The 17,209-nt window shown below is 42.9% G+C and carries 10 protein-coding genes, 14 tRNA genes, 1 rRNA gene and 1 other RNA gene; all 26 read right to left on the minus strand.

All coding sequences use genetic code 11. The features are described 5' to 3' along the window. The 26 genes from SRRS_RS14760 to SRRS_RS14885 all read right to left on the minus strand — a co-directional run bounded on the left by SRRS_RS14760 (position 1) and on the right by SRRS_RS14885 (position 17,137). Complete coding sequence (locus SRRS_RS14760; protein ID WP_371361600.1) at positions 1-1,554, minus strand: ArnT family glycosyltransferase; 1,554 nt, start codon at positions 1,552-1,554, stop codon at positions 1-3. A gap of 22 nt (positions 1,555-1,576) precedes the next feature. Continuing rightward, on the minus strand, positions 1,577-2,542 hold the full coding sequence (locus SRRS_RS14765; RefSeq protein WP_371361601.1) for a glycosyltransferase family 2 protein: 966 nt from the start codon (positions 2,540-2,542) through the stop codon (positions 1,577-1,579). Positions 2,543-2,888: 346 nt separating this feature from the next. Then, positions 2,889-4,690 (minus strand): 16S ribosomal RNA (locus tag SRRS_RS14770). Positions 4,691-4,971: 281 nt separating this feature from the next. After that, a tRNA-Pro gene (locus tag SRRS_RS14775) sits at positions 4,972-5,048 on the minus strand. Between the two features lie 3 nt (positions 5,049-5,051). Continuing rightward, positions 5,052-5,125: transfer RNA gene (locus SRRS_RS14780), tRNA-Gly, on the minus strand. A 7-nt stretch (positions 5,126-5,132) separates the two neighbouring features. Further along, a tRNA-Met gene (locus SRRS_RS14785) sits at positions 5,133-5,209 on the minus strand. 16 nt (positions 5,210-5,225) lie between these two features. Continuing rightward, positions 5,226-5,301, minus strand: a tRNA-Thr gene (locus SRRS_RS14790). Positions 5,302-5,497: 196 nt separating this feature from the next. Further along, a tRNA-Met gene (locus SRRS_RS14795) sits at positions 5,498-5,573 on the minus strand. 12 nt (positions 5,574-5,585) lie between these two features. Continuing rightward, positions 5,586-5,670, minus strand: a tRNA-Tyr gene (locus SRRS_RS14800). Positions 5,671-5,772: 102 nt separating this feature from the next. Next, a tRNA-Thr gene (locus tag SRRS_RS14805) sits at positions 5,773-5,848 on the minus strand. 5 nt (positions 5,849-5,853) lie between these two features. Next, positions 5,854-5,929, minus strand: a tRNA-Phe gene (locus SRRS_RS14810). Positions 5,930-5,933: 4 nt separating this feature from the next. Further along, a tRNA-Arg gene (locus SRRS_RS14815) sits at positions 5,934-6,010 on the minus strand. 27 nt (positions 6,011-6,037) lie between these two features. Next, an RNA gene (rnpB, locus tag SRRS_RS14820) (RNase P RNA component class B) lies at positions 6,038-6,367 on the minus strand. Positions 6,368-6,388: 21 nt separating this feature from the next. Then, positions 6,389-6,465, minus strand: a tRNA-Asp gene (locus tag SRRS_RS14825). Positions 6,466-6,543: 78 nt separating this feature from the next. Further along, positions 6,544-6,619 (minus strand) — tRNA-Val (locus tag SRRS_RS14830). A gap of 1 nt (position 6,620) precedes the next feature. Next, positions 6,621-6,695, minus strand: a tRNA-Glu gene (locus SRRS_RS14835). 1 nt (position 6,696) lies between these two features. Next, positions 6,697-6,772, minus strand: a tRNA-Lys gene (locus SRRS_RS14840). Positions 6,773-6,780: 8 nt separating this feature from the next. Beyond that, a tRNA-Asn gene (locus SRRS_RS14845) sits at positions 6,781-6,856 on the minus strand. Between the two features lie 497 nt (positions 6,857-7,353). After that, positions 7,354-9,378 (minus strand): methyl-accepting chemotaxis protein, encoded by a 2,025-nt coding sequence (locus SRRS_RS14850; RefSeq protein ID WP_371361602.1) that lies wholly within the window; start codon positions 9,376-9,378, stop codon positions 7,354-7,356. 579 nt (positions 9,379-9,957) lie between these two features. After that, positions 9,958-10,566 (minus strand): hypothetical protein, encoded by a 609-nt coding sequence (locus SRRS_RS14855; protein WP_371361603.1) that lies wholly within the window; start codon positions 10,564-10,566, stop codon positions 9,958-9,960. Positions 10,567-10,586: 20 nt separating this feature from the next. After that, positions 10,587-11,882 carry an acetyl-CoA hydrolase/transferase family protein gene (locus tag SRRS_RS14860; RefSeq protein WP_371361604.1) on the minus strand — a complete coding sequence of 432 codons (1,296 nt, stop codon included), beginning with the start codon at positions 11,880-11,882 and terminating at the stop codon, positions 10,587-10,589. Further along, positions 11,875-12,177: a hypothetical protein gene (locus SRRS_RS14865; RefSeq protein WP_371361606.1), complete on the minus strand. Its 303-nt coding sequence runs from the start codon at positions 12,175-12,177 to the stop codon at positions 11,875-11,877. The genes SRRS_RS14860 and SRRS_RS14865 overlap by 8 nt, the downstream gene beginning before the upstream one ends. Before the next feature lie 2 nt (positions 12,178-12,179). Continuing rightward, on the minus strand, positions 12,180-12,461 hold the full coding sequence (locus SRRS_RS14870) for a NifU family protein (protein WP_371361608.1): 282 nt from the start codon (positions 12,459-12,461) through the stop codon (positions 12,180-12,182). Between the two features lie 33 nt (positions 12,462-12,494). Further along, a complete protein-coding gene (locus SRRS_RS14875) occupies positions 12,495-13,943 on the minus strand; it encodes a 4-hydroxyphenylacetate 3-hydroxylase family protein (RefSeq protein ID WP_371361609.1) in 1,449 nt (482 codons plus the stop codon). A gap of 67 nt (positions 13,944-14,010) precedes the next feature. Next, the gene (locus SRRS_RS14880) at positions 14,011-15,423 is read right to left on the minus strand and encodes a hypothetical protein (RefSeq protein WP_371361611.1); all 1,413 of its coding nucleotides are present in this window, start codon (positions 15,421-15,423) and stop codon (positions 14,011-14,013) included. A gap of 298 nt (positions 15,424-15,721) precedes the next feature. Next, positions 15,722-17,137: a sigma-54 interaction domain-containing protein gene (locus tag SRRS_RS14885; RefSeq protein ID WP_371361612.1), complete on the minus strand. Its 1,416-nt coding sequence runs from the start codon at positions 17,135-17,137 to the stop codon at positions 15,722-15,724. Positions 17,138-17,209 lie beyond the last annotated feature (72 nt).

The raw sequence follows: 17,209 nt of genomic DNA on the forward strand, positions 1-17,209 counted from the left end.
TTAGCTGCTACTTTTATGGACTAATAAAACTTTGCCTTCATGAGTAGCCAGGACTATAACTTTACCTTGTAGATCGGCAGGCAGTTCATTATATTCTTTAGTTGAAACAATGAAAAAAGCATCTTCTTTTACGCCCAAAAGTTTGGTACGTAGCGCATCTGATTTTTCTTTGCCCGGTATTCCGCTATAAAACATAAACCCAGGCCGGTAAGATTTCGTTACATAAACTTGACTTTTTCCGTCATAATACTGGTTGAAATCCTCAACAAGTAATTTCATGGAAAATGCAGGTGTTATTGTAGGAAGTAAATTTGTAACCAAGTACGTTGAAAAAAATAACATTAGGATAATATTGATGGCAAACACCAAGCGAAAATTCCGTTTATAGCTTAGCCACCATTGCAAAATATTTGCTACTGCAAACACAACCGCCGTGATTATTCCCGGAAAATATAAATTGGGCGTCATTGTCTTTCCTGCATAAATCAAACCGGCTTCGAGTATACAGGCTACAACGGTGAATATAACGGTAGCCCATTTTAAAATACTGAAGGCATTCTCAGACCAGGCTTTGTCAATATACCAGCCTACCAAAAGCGCTAACGGAGGATACATCGGTAATATATAAGAAATCAATTTCGTTTGTGAAAAAGTAAAAAAAACAAATACAGTTGCCGCCCAGATAACTAGGAAACCAAGCTGCCGCTGATTATCACTCTTATCTTTCCCTGCGGCGTAAACGGCCTGCACCATAAATGCAATCCACGGGAAAAAGCCGAATATAATAACCGGAACATAGTAATACCATAGAGTCCCGGATGAATGCTCCGGCTGCAAAAACCTCGTTATATTATGAAAACCAAGAAATGTTTCAATAAAATCCATTCCGTGGTAATAGTACATCAATATATACCAAGGTAAGGCAATAACAGCAAATAGTAACGTCCCACTCAAAACCTTCATACGTTTAATCAACGCCCAATTACCGCTTAGCAATATATAGAGTCCCGGAATTACGCTACAAAAAATTATTCCAATCGGCCCCTTAGTAACAACAGCTAACGCGGCACAGCCGTAAAAAAAATAATACTTCCTTTGCAAAAAAGCTAGCAACGCCGCTGTTAAAAAAAAGGTTAAAGTAATATCGGTAACAGCAGCCTTGCCTAAATAGAAGTATTCAAGGCTTGTGGTTAATATCAATCCTGATAATATTCCTGCACGTTCGCCAAATAGCTTACGCCCTGATAAATAGACCAGCAAAGCTCCCGCTGTTGCTAATAATGCTGACGGAAATCTGGCTGCAAATTCACCTACACCGAAAATTTTAAACGCACCAGCAACCAGCCAATAATACATAGGAGGCTTATCATACCAAAAGTCGCCATATATTCGCGGGGAAATAAAATCATGATATTGCAGCATTTCGCGGGCCGTTTCCGCATATACCGGTTCGTCAGGATCCAGCAAAGGCAAACTGCCTAAATAGGCGAACGTAACGATGCTGGCAACACATAAAAGCAATGCTATGTTAAGCCATATTCGTTTGTTTGTCATATTAGTTTTATCCCTCACTTTTTCACGCCACGGTATCCTGCGCTTTAGTCCTTAATTCTACTTCACTTTTCAGCTCGTCCCGTACCCAATATAATGGTCGTTCCTTTACCTCTTCGAAAATCCGTCCAATATATTCACCGATAATACCCAGTCCGGCAAGCTGAAGTCCGCCTAGCAATAATACACTAGCTGCAATCGTAGCCCAACCGGGAACAGCTTCTGCGGTAAACAACTTTGTATAGACTACATCTGCTGTCAGAAGTAAGCTCAATAGACCAGATAATAAGCCCATATAAAAAGCCAAACGCAGCGGCAGTTTTGAATAGGCAGTAATACCATCAAGCGCGAAATTCAACATTTTCTTTAAAGAAAATTTAGACTTACCAGCAAAACGCTCAGGGGCTACAAATTCGATTTCTACCCGTCGGTACCCCATACCACTAATAATGCCGCGAATAAAGCGTGCTTTTTCTTTAAAATTTCTAAAAGTATCTACTACCTTACGGTCAAGTAGTCTAAAATCAGATCCCCCCTCAGCCACGTTAATATTTGACATAGCATTAATGCTTCGATAAAACATTTTTGATGTAAATCCTTTAAACCAGGAAACACCTTGCGTATCCTTACGAATTGTTTGAACGATCTCATAACCGTTTTCCCATTGATTAATCAAAAGCGGCAGCATTGCGGGTGGGTGCTGCATATCACCATCCATAGTAATTACAGCGTCGCCGCGTGCATGATCAAGACCACAGGTTAATGCCACTTGGTGGCCGAAGTTACGTGCCAAAATAATCGCACGAACCCGGGTGTCTTGCTGAATTAATTTATTTAACATAAGAATTGTTTTATCAGTAGAACCGTCATCTACAAAAATCAATTCAAAGGGATAGCCAGTAGCTTCCATATGCTTACAAACCTCTTGATAAAATACTGCCACATTTTCCTGCTCATTATATACAGGTACAACAATCGATATATATTTCATAGTATCTTCCCTCGCAATCACATATATAAATAGTAACTATTTCTTGATTTCGGTAGTAATTATAGCAATTGATTCTGAAAACAAAATGAAAAAGCTATGTAAGCGCGAAAAAGCCAACGCCAGCAAGGATTAATCCTTGCTGGCGTTGGCTTTTTTTACATTATATATTTTTCACATTCCCTCAAAACCAAACAATGTAAGAGTTATCATCTGCCTGATGTCCGCACATCGAATTAAGACAAACTTGTTTACGACGGTTTGTCAGTAACTTGCAGACTGCAAATTACCTCGATGGCATCGCCGACCTTGGAGTAGTTCAAGCGCTAGCTTGAACGGTTCTCCCTAGAAAGGAGGTGATCCAGCCGCACCTTCCGATACGGCTACCTTGTTACGACTTCACCCCAATCATCGGCCCCACCTTAGACGGCTGACCCCGGTTCGACATTCGACCTTCGACTTTTGACTTTCGTAAGGTTTTTTCGGAGTTCCTTTTCCTTACGAATATCGTATGTCGAAAATCCAATGTCGAATCGGTTATCCCACCGGCTTCGGGTGTTTCCAACTTTCGTGGTGTGACGGGCGGTGTGTACAAGGCCCGGGAACGTATTCACCGCAGTATGCTGACCTGCGATTACTAGCGATTCCGACTTCACGGAGGCGAGTTGCAGCCTCCGATCCGAACTGAGAGCTTGTTTATGCGTTTGGCTTACCTTCGCAGGCTTGCTTCGCTTTGTTTAAGCCCATTGTAGTACGTGTGTAGCCCAGGACATAAGGGGCATGATGACTTGACGTCATCCCCGCCTTCCTCCGCATTGTCTGCGGCAGTCTCCTTTGAGTTCCCACCATAACGTGCTGGCAACAAAGGATAAGGGTTGCGCTCGTTGCGGGACTTAACCCAACATCTCACGACACGAGCTGACGACAGCCATGCACCACCTGTTTTTGTGTCCCCGAAGGGAGGAACTTATCTCTAAGTTTTTCACTCAATGTCAAGCCCTGGTAAGGTTCTTCGCGTTGCGTCGAATTAAACCACATACTCCACCGCTTGTGCGGGCCCCCGTCAATTCCTTTGAGTTTCAACCTTGCGGCCGTACTCCCCAGGCGGGGTACTTATTGCGTTAACTCCGGCACAGGAGGGGTCGATACCTCCTACACCTAGTACCCATCGTTTACGGCTAGGACTACCGGGGTATCTAATCCCGTTCGCTCCCCTAGCTTTCGCGCCTCAGTGTCAGACACAGTCCAGAAAGTCGCCTTCGCCACTGGTGTTCCTCCCAATATCTACGCATTTCACCGCTACACTGGGAATTCCACTTTCCTCTCCTGCACTCAAGATCCCCAGTTTCCTGCGCCTATACGGGGTTGAGCCCCGCACTTAGACACACGACTTAAGAATCCACCTACACGCCCTTTACGCCCAATAATTCCGGACAACGCTTGCCACCTACGTATTACCGCGGCTGCTGGCACGTAGTTAGCCGTGGCTTCCTCCTTTGGTACCGTCATTACTTTAGATTATTTACCCAAAGCACGTTCGTCCCAAACGACAGAGTTTTACGATCCGAAAACCTTCTTCACTCACGCGGCGTTGCTCCGTCAGACTTTCGTCCATTGCGGAAGATTCCCCACTGCTGCCTCCCGTAGGAGTCTGGGCCGTGTCTCAGTCCCAGTGTGGCCGTTCATCCTCTCAGACCGGCTACTGATCGTCGCCTTGGTGAGCCTTTACCTCACCAACTAGCTAATCAGACGCAGACCCATCTCTAAACGATAGCTTACATGTAGAGGCCATCTTTCTTATCTTTATCATGCGATAAAGATACCACATTCGGTATTAGCACCACTTTCGCGGTGTTGTCCCCATTTTAGAGGCAGGTTATCTACGCGTTACTCACCCGTTCGCCACTATCTGCTATTCAACACCCAAGGCTTTTGTGTTGTGACGACCCTGGATGGGTCTAATGTCGAGCTTGCCATGGACGGCAATAAAGCTCGACTTCCTTGCGTGAAGCACTCTCTTTCGTTCGCGCTTGACGCTGTCGGAATTCACCATCACTAAAACTCTCGGTGTTGAACAGCAGACCGTTCGACTTGCATGTGTTAGGCACGCCGCCAGCGTTCGTCCTGAGCCAGGATCAAACTCTCCATAAAATTGTATGCCGTCTATATGCCTTATTGCTATTTGCCGGCTGCTATCTCGATAAGCAGATAAACTACTATATCAGAAGAGACAGGCAAAAGTTCAAAGTCATTTTTGACTTCATTATTATGGAGCCATTTGTTGGCTCATAAATTCAAAAAAAGAAATTGTTTTTGTGTGCTCAATGAGCACCGCACATCTGGCTTATTGATGCATTACTTACATTGTTCAGTTTTCAGGGAACGAAATAACAAATTGCTATTGTATCAACCAGAAAATTTAGGTAACTTACTGGTCGGAGCGGCAGGATTTGAACCTGCGACCCCCTGGTCCCAAGCCAGGTGCTCTACCAAACTGAGCCACGCCCCGATATGGAGCGGGTGAAGGGAATCGAACCCTCGTAGCTAGCTTGGAAGGCTAGTGCTCTACCATTGAGCTACACCCGCATAAACTTGGTGGCGGCGCAGGGATTTGAACCCCGGACACTGCGGGTATGAACCGCATGCTCTAGCCAGCTGAGCTACGCCGCCATATTAATTTTGTAAATGGAGCTAGTGACCGGGATTGAACCGGTGACCTTATCCTTACCAAGGATACGCTCTGCCAACTGAGCTACACCAGCATACTGCGCAAAGCGGGTTATTAGCGTCCATCTGCGTTGTTGCTCCTGTGCGAGCTTCCTCCGACGTACTTCCCAGTACGACTCCGGTCGCGTGCTCGTCGCGCCTAGCATCTGAACACTACTAACCCGTTTGCGGCTGAGTGACAGATATTCGGCTCGTCGCAGATAACTATATATAAGCTTCGCTTCTGAATCATGGTTGCGGGGACAGGACTTGAACCTGTGACCTTCGGGTTATGAGCCCGACGAGCTGCCAGCTGCTCCACCCCGCGATAAAATAAATTTGGTGGAGGGAGGTGGATTCGAACCACCGAAGTCAAAGACGGCAGATTTACAGTCTGCTCCCTTTAGCCACTCGGGAATCCCTCCATATTGTAAGGAAGTTCCGCGCTGTCGCTTGGAACTAAGCGATTCACACAAGTTTTCGCGTCGCTATCGCTTTTAAAAACTTGGTTCGCTGCTTATGCTTAATGGAGCTGGCGATAGGAATTGAACCCACAACCTGCTGATTACAAGTCAGCTGCTCTACCTATTGAGCTACGCCAGCATAAATGGTGCCTCAGGGCAGAATTGAACTGCCGACACGAGGATTTTCAGTCCTCTGCTCTACCGACTGAGCTACCGAGGCATAATGGCGACCCCGGCAGGATTCGAACCTGCGACCTTTTGATTCGTAGTCAAACGCTCTATCCAGCTGAGCTACGGAGTCTTCTTTTATATTACAGCCTTCGTTAAAAACCGTAAGCCAGTTTCTGTTTTAGGAAATTATTTATCTAACGCTAGTTAGCGTTCTTCCCTTCGGTTCAATTCCCTATAGGAAGTTCCCCTACCATAATTCGGGTTTCTGCCTCGTGGAGTTTACCACTTTTCACTAGGTTGTCGCCAACCTACTCATTCTCTGTGCACTTTATGGCTACTTTCGGCTGCGTGAGTCGATTTTGCCGTCGTCAGAGCGTAGCTCTGCCCTATCTTGCGATAGGCACGAACACTACGACCATCTCAGGTCGTGGCAGTCTGGACTTTCCTCAATATTGCAATTAATGCAATACCGCAATTTCCCGTTTTTAAAAAAGGCTGGAATTTTTAATGGCGACCCTGAACGGATTTGAACCGTCGATCTCCGCCGTGACAGGGCGGCATGTTAGACCGCTACACCACAGGGCCGCAATATTCGATTTTCGACTTTAGATCTTCGATGTCCGATATTTATCATGTCGACCGTCTAGCGTCGAATATCGAGATTGGTGGGCGATGACAGGATCGAACTGCCGACATCCTGCTTGTAAGGCAGGCGCTCTCCCAGCTGAGCTAATCGCCCATGGTGACCCGTAAGGGAATCGAACCCTTGATACCGCCGTGAAAGGGCGGTGTCTTAACCGCTTGACCAACGGGCCGTGGTGATCCACCCGCGACTCGAACGCGGGACACCCTGATTAAAAGTCAGGTGCTCTACCGACTGAGCTAGTGGACCATCAAAAATGGCTCCTCGAGTAGGACTCGAACCTACGACCGATCGGTTAACAGCCGATTGCTCTACCAACTGAGCTATCGAGGAATGTTTCATTACTCAAGAATTATATTTTACCACAGTTATTCGTTATTTACAACTTGTAACTTTTGGCAAATATCTTCCTGGAAACCTCCTAGAAAATAAGCCGCGCAAGGATGCGCTGGCGTCACGGATGTACCATGGATGGTACACGTTGTCCGGGACCGGTTTTGTTGTTGCCGTGTTTTCAGCGGCGACAGTTATATATGTTATCACGTTTGTTTCATCGTGTCAACATAAAAACATTTAATAGTCGCTACCATTTACTAACATACATCCCAATAACAGTTTTAATTTATTTGACATAAGTCTAATGCAATAAATATACAATAACATATCTCAAGCTGCACTAAACAAAAAAAAAGCCTCATTTCGTGCCTAGTGTATGCTCCTCATTCGGTATTAGGTATTTAGTATCAACCTGTCTACCTTAAGAAAAGTATATCCTAGTATCGAAACTGAGGCATTTCCAAGTATTTAGTTGATAAAGAATACTCTAAACACTATACTTTAAATTTACTCACTGCATCTTGTAGCTCTTGCGCCAGTCTCGCTAGGCCATGGCTAGATGACGCAATTTCTTCGATAGAAGCAGACTGCTCTTCGGTAGCAGCGGATACCGACTGAGCCTGTCCGGCTGCATCCTTGCTGATTCGGCCAATTTCTTTAACAGCGCCAACTACTTCTTGACTTTCGCTCACCATATGTTGGATTTCCAGAGAAATACCCCGAACTTGTTCAGACACACTGCTAACTAATTTTATAATTTCATTAAAAGCATGCCCCGCGGTATTAACAACTTCAGCTCCAATGTTAACCTCATGCGTTCCGGCATTCATGGCCACAACGGCTTTATTAGTATCGCTTTGAATATCGTGAATTAACACTGCAATTTGTTTTGCAGCATCCTGGGATTGTTCAGCTAATTTACGGACTTCTTCGGCAACAACTGCAAAACCCCGCCCTTGCTCGCCTGCCCTCGCAGCTTCAATGGCTGCGTTTAAAGCCAGCAAATTAGTTTGCCCGGCAATACCAGCTATAGTATCTACTATTAAACCAATTTCTTTTGAATTTTCCCCTAGCTTGACAATAACCTGAGCAGAGTTTGTCACTGTTTCTTCGATATTGGCCATTTGCGTAACTGCTGATTCAACCGCTTGCCCACCATTTCTGGCGGCATTAGATGTATCTTCGGCCATATTGGACATTACATCTGCATTAGAGGCAATCTGCTGAATTCCAGAAGATATTCTCTCAACTACGGAAGATGCTTGATTTACGGCATTTACTTGGTGTTCCGAACCAGCCGCCACTTCATTAATTGCCATTACTACTTGATTTGTGGCTTGCGCTGATTCATCTGAACTTGCCAACAATTCTTCTGACGCTGCCGCTACCAACTCAGTCGTTTGGCCAATTTTCCTGACTAAATTACGTAGATTCTCAGTCATTTCATTAAAAGCTGTTGCCAGTGCTCCAATTTCGTCATTCGACGTAATCTCTAGTGCATTGATTGCCAAATCACCTTGCGCCACTTGGTGCGAATAGGTTAGGAGATCGTTTAACGGCTTTGTTAATCGCCGTGCAGCAAACCAAATAACCCCCATAACAACTAAGATAACTATTGTTACCGAAATAGCTAAAACTTTAGCTATCATAGCAGCAGGAGCAAAGAATTCCGCCTCATCAACAATAGTAGCCACTGCCCATCCAGTAATAGGTATATATTGAAAGAAAGTTATCTTCTTAGTACCATCCAAAGTATGCTTAAATATCCCAGACTTCCCTTCTAGCATGTGTTTCCCCAATTCGCTAATAGAGGGATCATCCATTTCAGTTATTTTCTTCTGCATCACAAAATCCTTATTAGGATGCTGAATAAAAGTCCCGTCCTTTGCTACCATGATGCCATAACCTGTTTTCCCAAATGTTAAGCTGCTGGCAACCTGTTGCACATATTGCAGGGATATTCCTGCACCAATTAGTCCCTGTGGTACATTATTGTCATCTTTTATTGGCGCAACCATAAATATAGTCGGTAAACCTGTAGTTTTAGAAATTAACGGTGGTGTTATTTGTGTCGGACCGCCGCCCATGATGGATTTAAAATAATCCCGCGTACTTACATTACCAACAAAGAATGAGAAATCATTGCCATTTTTTTGTACAGTATGATACTCTCCATACTGGTTTGCCGCATATATATCCTGGAATACATCCGGATATTTTGCATGCAAAAAATTGAATCTACTAATATTCAGTGCATCAGTCAAGGCAAAATCAGTATTAATCTTCTTTGCTGTCGGCGTTGATGCAATTGTCTCAGGTTCCAGCATATGCGAAGTTAGCCACGTATTAATAGTATATGCCGTTTGTTCGGTTGTCTTTAACATACTTTTACTTAATTCATCCTTAAGCACATTATTTATTCCTATGTATGAAGCAGCACTAATTATTAACAAACCTGCTACAACTACCGGCATAATAAACAGCATAAGCTTTGATCGATAAGATACAATTTTTATCATTTAAGGAAAGCCTCCTCAATAAATTCATCTTGCTAGCTAATAAGTTAGTAGTTAGTCCTTCCTCTAACTTAAGTTTCACTTGGGCATTGCGACGATATAAGAGGAAGAAGCAAATTCTATTGATATGAGACCTCAACTTAAACAACGCTTGAGGTAATTAGCTTTATATTCTAAAAAAACTGCCAAGTGTTAAATCTATGGCTTTCTAGGGGAAAAAGAGACCTTTGGTCTCTTTTTCCTAATCATAGTTGGCAATGGCTTTAGCACCTTCTAATTCCAACCATTTCAAAAGTAGAATTTTTTTTAACTTAATTCTGATTTTAGAAAAGCCTTCTTTTACTTTAAGTCCACGTGGATAATACACTTTAATTGAATCTATCTCGGTAATGCAATATTGTTCTAATTGATTTGCCGCTGGTGTAGTAATAGATACCGTTGGTACGTAACTACCTGTTACGTTTTTACCTGAACAAGCTCAGCCGCCAATTGCCGGTTCAAGTTTCATTTCAATAACTACGACGGAAGATCGTTTTTTTATATACCCTACTGCATCTCTATCAATAGAAAACACGGCTTATTTTACGCCTCCTTGCAGCGGAACTCTGCACTTTGTACCACAGCGGCAGCATCCTCAAGCATTATATCTTGCAAAATTTCTGCTTCTGCCGGACTCATGGCGTCGTTTGTTTCAAACAAGTGATCCAATATTGTCTTCCCAATTAACTGGCTTAAAACATCTATACCGCCTTGTTGGTACGCAGGCAACAGGACTGTGTCAAAAAAATCCATATCTGACGATGAATAGTCAAAAACCCGGCACCATATACCTAATAACTCTTGTTCCTCTAAACCTGCTCCTGCCAAAAGTACGTCTTTATGATGACTCGTCAATGTAAGTATGCCAGACGCATAAACCCGTAAAGCAGCAGAAATCTGCTGCTTGGGCAATTTTCGCTTTATAGTCCGGCCAGTAAAGGGTTGTACCTGTCTCTTTTGGTCTACCTTTATTAATGCGGCTATTAACTCATCCGCACAAATGGCCGCGATAAAGAATATTCTTTTTTGTGTTTCATTTCTAGACATTTTAACAGCCTTGCTGCAATATTTCTGTGTATGCCGACCAACTGTACGGTAATAGCGTCCTTTTGTCGCTGCAAAAATGTCTTGAAAAAAGGTAATAATAGGCACATCATCACCTCCTTTTACATCTACATAAGACCTTTTTCTTTGGCCTCAGCCGTAAGTTTATTGCGGAAATCAGGATGGCTGATGGCAATTAACGCTTTTGCCCGTTCGCGCAGGCTTTTCCCCCGTAAATCTGCTACTCCATATTCAGTTACTACATAATGTATATCATTCCGGGAAGTAGTTACCGCTGCTCCTCTATCTAATTCACAGGTAATGCGTGATATCTTGCCGCCAGAAGCAGTCGATGGCAATGCAATGATTGACTTGCCATTCAGAGACCTGCTAGCACCGCGAATGAAATCCACCTGGCCACCAACACCACTAAATTGTCTTGAACCAATCATTTCGGCATTAACTTGTCCCATTAAATCCACCTGCAGGGCAGAGTTAATAGAAATCATGTTTTCATGCTGCCCAACAACGTAAGGGTCATTAATATAGTCTACTGACTGCAATTCAACATCAGGGTTGTTATTGGCAAAGTCGTACAGTTTTTTTGTACCCATTAGAAAAGTAGCCATAAATTTTCCTGGATTAACTGTTTTTTTACGGTTGGTTATAACTCCAGCTTCGGCTAAAACCACTACACCGTCAGAAAACATCTCGGAGTGTATTCCTAAATCTTTTTTATCTTTCAAGAACAATAACACTGCGTCAGGAATGGCACCGATACCAAGCTGTAAAGTAGCTCCATCCTGGATAAGTCCGGCTACGTTTTCACCAATGGCCTTCTCGACCTCGCCGATTTTGGGAGGAGTAAGCTCAATAAGCGGTTCGTCATGTTCGACAATAAAATGAATAGCATCCAAATGAATTTTTGCGCCACCGGTGCGTGGAACGTTGTTGTTAATCTGGGCGATTACAACTTTGGCACATTCGGCAGCAGGTTGTGTGTAGTCTGCAGAAACGCCATAACTGCAAAATCCCTGCCCATCAGGTGGGGTAATCTGAAGCAATGTAACGTCAACAGGCATTATATTATTTTTAAATAACCTGGGAATCTCAGAAAAAAAGCATGGAGTAAAGTCAGCCCGCTTTTCTTCTACCGCCTTTCTTGTCGAGCCGCCTACAAATAATGCGTTATGGCGAAAACTTTTTTCCATTCCTGGTTGCGCATACTTAGCCGCTCCCATAGCAACCATATGGACAATTTCCACATTGCTCAAATCTGGTGCTCTATCGACTAAAGCTTCGACCAGTGCTGTCGGCTCGCCGCAGGCATGTCCGATAACTACTCTATCGCCTGATTTTATATGCCCTAATGCCTGTTTTACCGAAACAATTTTTCCCTTATAAATTTCTCTCCAATTATTCAAAATAACCCCTCACCCTCATCACAATTTTAGCAGCAATTTCTTGCTCTTCTCCATTAACTGTATCAACCGTCGCTGCCGCAACTACAACGGAAGGCAGATTACTGTGATTGTACTTTAACGCACAGCAAGCAGTACAGCCACTTATATATATAACAAAATCAACATCTAACGAGTTATACCAGACTTGATAGCCGCTTTCTATCAACATAGTCCGCACTTGAGCGGCTATTTGGCCCCGGTTGATCCGTGGGTTACACCCCCCGCAAAAGACAATGCTGATTCGCCGATTATTCATAGTTAAGTTCTATCCTTACGCAATATCTTCAAGGCTTCATTAATCAAACTCTCACTTACCTGTTGCATTAACACGACACCCTTAACTTCAGGACATACTTCTTTTATTGCCGTTTCCACTAATTCCGACAAGGTTTGTTGGGCACCGGGACATGCTGCACATGCCCCGGTAAACCTAACTTTTACAAACCCGTCGGATGTTACTTCAACCAACTCAATATCTCCGTCGTGAGCATTGAGCGCTGGCCGGACTTTCTGCGCAATTACTTGTTGCATTTGTTCCATCTTATAACATCCTCGTAAATTAATAATAAGCTATTACTTAACACCAGCTATCGCTTTCGCCAACTCTTTCTTTTGGTCTAAGTTGCCTTGACGGGAAATCATAATACGTTGTGCCTGTGGTGAACCGGCGCCGTGCATAGACTCTGTCCGGTAACCCACGGCAGCAGTACCTAATGTAATGTTTTCAATAAGACGCAGAATACGCATACGGTTTTCAGTTGATACCGAAGCAACGCCGCGGAAATACTTTTCTACTACTTTGCCAATTTCAGGATGGCGCAGATCTTTTTCGGAAGGCATAGTTACCATCAGACCACCAGCAATATCTTCGGCCAAACGGGCAATTTCATAAGGGAAGCGGGTTACGTTTTGTTTGCAGACATTGGCCAGTAACAGGTCGATGATATAGTTGCCTGAAGCAGTTTTGTGACCTTCTGCCGAGCAAGCAATACCGCAAGCATATAAGGTTTCGTTAAGATGCATCATTTCAATTAATTTGTCTTTAACATGAGATGCTTTCGCTGCTCCGTTGAACTCGGCAGCTACTGCAGCAGCACCGATCAGTACGTCGCCTACACCAACTTTACAGCCACCGTAGCTTTGACGATGGTAACCGGCAAACCGCTCTACTAACATACCGCTGAACTCGTACTCGCCACACATGAATACATTTTCCCAAGGAATAAACACGTTATCAAATACCATGAGTGCTTCATGGCCGCCAAATTGTTTATTTCCTACGTCAATGCTGCCTCCTTCCAGCTTACGGGTGTCACAAGACTGACGTCCGTAGATATAGAAGACGCCTTCAGCATCAGCCGGAGCACAGAAGGAAACAGCATAGTCTGCATCGTCTTTAGTCATAGAGATAGTCGGCATGACCAATATCCAGTGAGAATTGATAGCACCGGTTTGGTGGGCTTTAGCACCACTAACAACGATACCGTCTTCTCTCTTCTCCACAACATGTACAAACAAATCCGGATCAACTTGTTTGCTAGGAGACAAGCTGCGGTCACCTTTAGGGTCAGTCATAGCCCCGTCTACGGTCCAGTCTTCTTCTTGCATTTTCAATAAAAACTTGTTAAAACGCTCATGATACTTAGTACCTAACTTTTGATCCATTTCAAAGGTAGTACTGTCTACCGCATTGATAGCATCCATACCTACACAGCGTTGGAAGCAGGCAGCTGTCTTTTGACCTAATAAACGCTGCATTTTTACTTTTTTAACAAGATCATCTGCACTTTGATGTAAATGGCAGAAACGGTTAACCTTTTTACCAGTAAGATGAGAAGTAGCGGTCATAAGTTCTGCATATTGAGGATCTTGTGCCAATTCATAAGTCATTTTTACTGAATTCATGGATGGTCTAATAATTGGATGATCCACGGGATTTTTTACTAATTCACCTTGCAGATACACCTTTAAATTGAGTTTGCGCAAGCTCTCTTCGTATTGCTGACCTGTTTTTAAAGCCATAGTAATAACCTCCTTAAAGTTATCTTAATTTTTTAATAAGTCTACTGCCAAAGTGGCAGCAAACGAATTATTCTGCACCTATCTTGCTGTTAAACACTGGATCTTTTGAAGTATCGTATTTAGACCAATCGCGGATAAAGTCTTTACCATAGATTAATAAGCAAAGAACAACACCTACACCAAACGCATAGCCTGCACCACGGGATATAAGTACCGAACCTACGATACCTGCAACACCTAAATCGTTAAATGTACGTGCCTTCAGTACACCTACCCGAATCGCTACATAACCTTGCACCAACATAGTTAGCGATAAGGAAACAGGCAAAATGGGTTTTACCAAGGTAACAATCGGCATGAGGAAGTAACTGGTAAATGTGCCCCAACGGAATGAAGCCACACCGCCAAATAAGCTGTCCATTGCTTCACGGCCATGTTTATAACGTTCACAGGTTACAACTTGCATTGCTGCCCATAGCGGACCGCACATGGACAAATCCGGTCCTAACATAGACATGCTGATGTTACGAATACCGCAGATAATGTTGTTACGGTTAGCATCATAATGCACATTTTCATCACCATGACGAAACTCCCGAGCTTCGTCAATAAGAGCTTCTGCCTGAATCAATTCACCAAACAAAACTACGTAAGTAGCGGCAACAAGCGGGAATGCGTCTGCAAATAGACTAAGCGGAGGCCAGCCTATTCTTGCGGAAAACGGAGTCCATTCAGTAAACAAGGTGTAAAACTGAGGAATTGTGATGCCCCAAGTTATTGACGGCCAAGGTAACTCACCAAGTAAAGGTGCAATAATAATTGCCAAAACAAGTGCAGGCATTAGGCCTAAATCAGAAAGATATTTAAAAACTACATGCTTATTCCTAAGAGTCTTAAAATGGTTTGAAAACAAAATATAGAAAGCAAAACCAATCGCAATAGTGATTGTCCAAGGGTAAGAATCAAAGCGGCCGCCTTTTTCAAATACCAATTTTACAGCAGCTACACCAGCACCAATTAAAATACCGGACTTGAGCGCGTCAGGCACAATATCAACGAATCTTTTCGCCAAACCGGTTGACCCTAACAAAAGCGCAAATAGACCAAGTTCCATTTCAAAAGCAATTAATGCATGCATCCTGACAACACCTTCTGGGAAGGTATTCAACCATAGAAGCAGCAATGGTATCGCCGGCGTTATCCAACCTGGAATAACCGGATCGCCCAAGTGGGCATGCCATAAATAGAAAAAACCATTCAAGATAACTACCGTAATCGCAACTTCAAATGGCATACCTAGATATTCCTGTAATATCGGAATAATACCAAGGCAAACAGCACTCATCAGCAAGCCCTGAATGAAATCAGGTATCTCAAAACGGTAATGAATGAACGGGAACCTTAATTGAAACGGACCTAACGGAATATGAGGCTGAGCTTCGCCAAAGTTACGTTTGCAAGTAGGACCTAACCAACTCATAAATAAATACCCTCCTATTTTTGTATTAACATGTAAGCGCCATAGATTAACCACCTATTATACTCTTTTCTTCAGTTGTAAATTTCGGCCCCCTTTCATTTTTTTGCTTACATCATCTAATATTGCAAGAAGCGTGCCAAAGTTAGAAATCACTGTTTTTTCACACTTTTTCTACTGTTATAACAGTTTTGATAATTATTTAGGCGTTGCAAAGATGCAACGCCTAAATGGAAAACTTATTCTTTACTTAGATTTACTTAGCATTGTGCAAAAATGCAACGTTTGCATTTTTGCAACATTACTTATTCTCCAGATTATATTTTACAACCTTGCGAAAAACCGTTGTTCTATCTACCCCTAACACTTCCGCAACTTTTGGCCATGATCCGTATTCCTTGTAACTTTCAGTAAGTAAATACGCTTCCGTCTGTTCTACTGCTTCTTTTAACTTTGTACCGCGTTTAGGTAGAAATGTTTTACTCCAGATTTTTTCCGGTATAATATTCGTGGTAAGTTCTTCGCCTGATGCAGTTACCATCATACGTTCTATGACATTCTCTAATTCACGAACATTACCCGGCCAAGAATATTCCACTAACTTGTCTATCACCTGAGGCAAAATCCGTTTGTTATATCCAAAGTGATTGTTAAACTTTTCAATGAAATGCATAGTTAACAATGGAATATCTTCTTTACGCTGCCGTAGGGGCGGCAACTCAATTGGTACTACCATAAGGCGGTAATATAAATCCTCACGAAACTCTCCTTCCTCCACCATCTTGGCAATGTCTCGGTGAGTAGCCGCGATGATTCTGGTATTAATTGAGATCGGCTTAGTACCACCGACTCTCATAATCTCTTTTTCTTGTATAGCTCTCAGTAACTTGACTTGCAGTAGAAGTGGCAGATCGCCCACTTCATCTAAAAACAGTGTTCCATTATTCGATAACTCAAAAAGCCCTGGTTTCCCTTCCTTTCTAGCACCAGTAAATGCTCCTCCCTCATAGCCAAATAATTCGGATTCCAACAATTGCTCGGGAATGGCAGCACAATTGATTTTAATAAATGGTTTTGAGGCACTTTTCCCGTGTTTATGTATTAGTTTGGCAATTAGTTCTTTACCTGTGCCAGATTCACCATTGATTAAAACCGTAGAATCTACATCCGCAACTTTCATTGCAAGTTCTATTATCTGGATCATCTCTGAGCTCCGAAAAATCATCTCATTATCGTTATGAATCTGCAGTGCGCGTAAATGTGACAACTCGGTTTTATATTTTAATGTCTTCTCTTGGGTCTTCAATAATTGATTTTGTAAATTGGTCAACTCAGTAATGTCCCGAACATTTGTCACTACTCTGAATAAATTACCTTGTTGATCGAATATAGGGCTGCCAGTAACTAATATCTTGCAATTACCCTTCACTGTCTGATTTATAGTAATCCGTTCACGCTTCTCCATTACGAGCAAAGTGACGGACTCGTCATAGTACCCTTCTTCAACTAAATTTTTCATATTCTTACCTACTATATCATGGATCGTGAGACCAGTGATACGTTCATAAGCTTCATTTACATGCAAGACAGTACCCTCACCATCGGTAACGAAAATTCCGTCATAGGAAAATTGTATAATTGCCCTTAATTCCTGAAAAAATTCTTGCGCTGAAGCTAATTGGCTAATAACGTTTTTATTTGAATCGTGTTTAGGCATTCATTACCACCTCACCGATTGCTATTTCAATTATGTAAATTTTCTACCTAATACGACATTTTTCCTTCCTGA

It is taken from the genome of Sporomusa rhizae (genome assembly GCF_041428845.1).
Taxonomy (GTDB): domain Bacteria; phylum Bacillota; class Negativicutes; order Sporomusales; family Sporomusaceae; genus Sporomusa; species Sporomusa rhizae.

Bases quoted from the DNA above. Each gene is read 5' to 3' on its own strand.
- SRRS_RS14765 (WP_371361601.1), bottom strand. From the start codon at position 2,542: ATGAAATATATATCGATTGTTGTACCTGTATATAATGAGCAGGAAAAT.
- SRRS_RS14870 (WP_371361608.1), bottom strand. From the start codon at position 12,461: ATGGAACAAATGCAACAAGTAATTGCGCAGAAAGTCCGGCCAGCGCTC.
- SRRS_RS14850 (WP_371361602.1), bottom strand. From the start codon at position 9,378: ATGATAAAAATTGTATCTTATCGATCAAAGCTTATGCTGTTTATTATG.
- SRRS_RS14885 (WP_371361612.1), bottom strand. From the start codon at position 17,137: ATGCCTAAACACGATTCAAATAAAAACGTTATTAGCCAATTAGCTTCA.
- SRRS_RS14875 (WP_371361609.1), bottom strand. From the start codon at position 13,943: ATGGCTTTAAAAACAGGTCAGCAATACGAAGAGAGCTTGCGCAAACTC.
- SRRS_RS14760 (WP_371361600.1), bottom strand. From the start codon at position 1,554: ATGACAAACAAACGAATATGGCTTAACATAGCATTGCTTTTATGTGTT.
- SRRS_RS14865 (WP_371361606.1), bottom strand. From the start codon at position 12,177: ATGAATAATCGGCGAATCAGCATTGTCTTTTGCGGGGGGTGTAACCCA.
- SRRS_RS14880 (WP_371361611.1), bottom strand. From the start codon at position 15,423: ATGAGTTGGTTAGGTCCTACTTGCAAACGTAACTTTGGCGAAGCTCAG.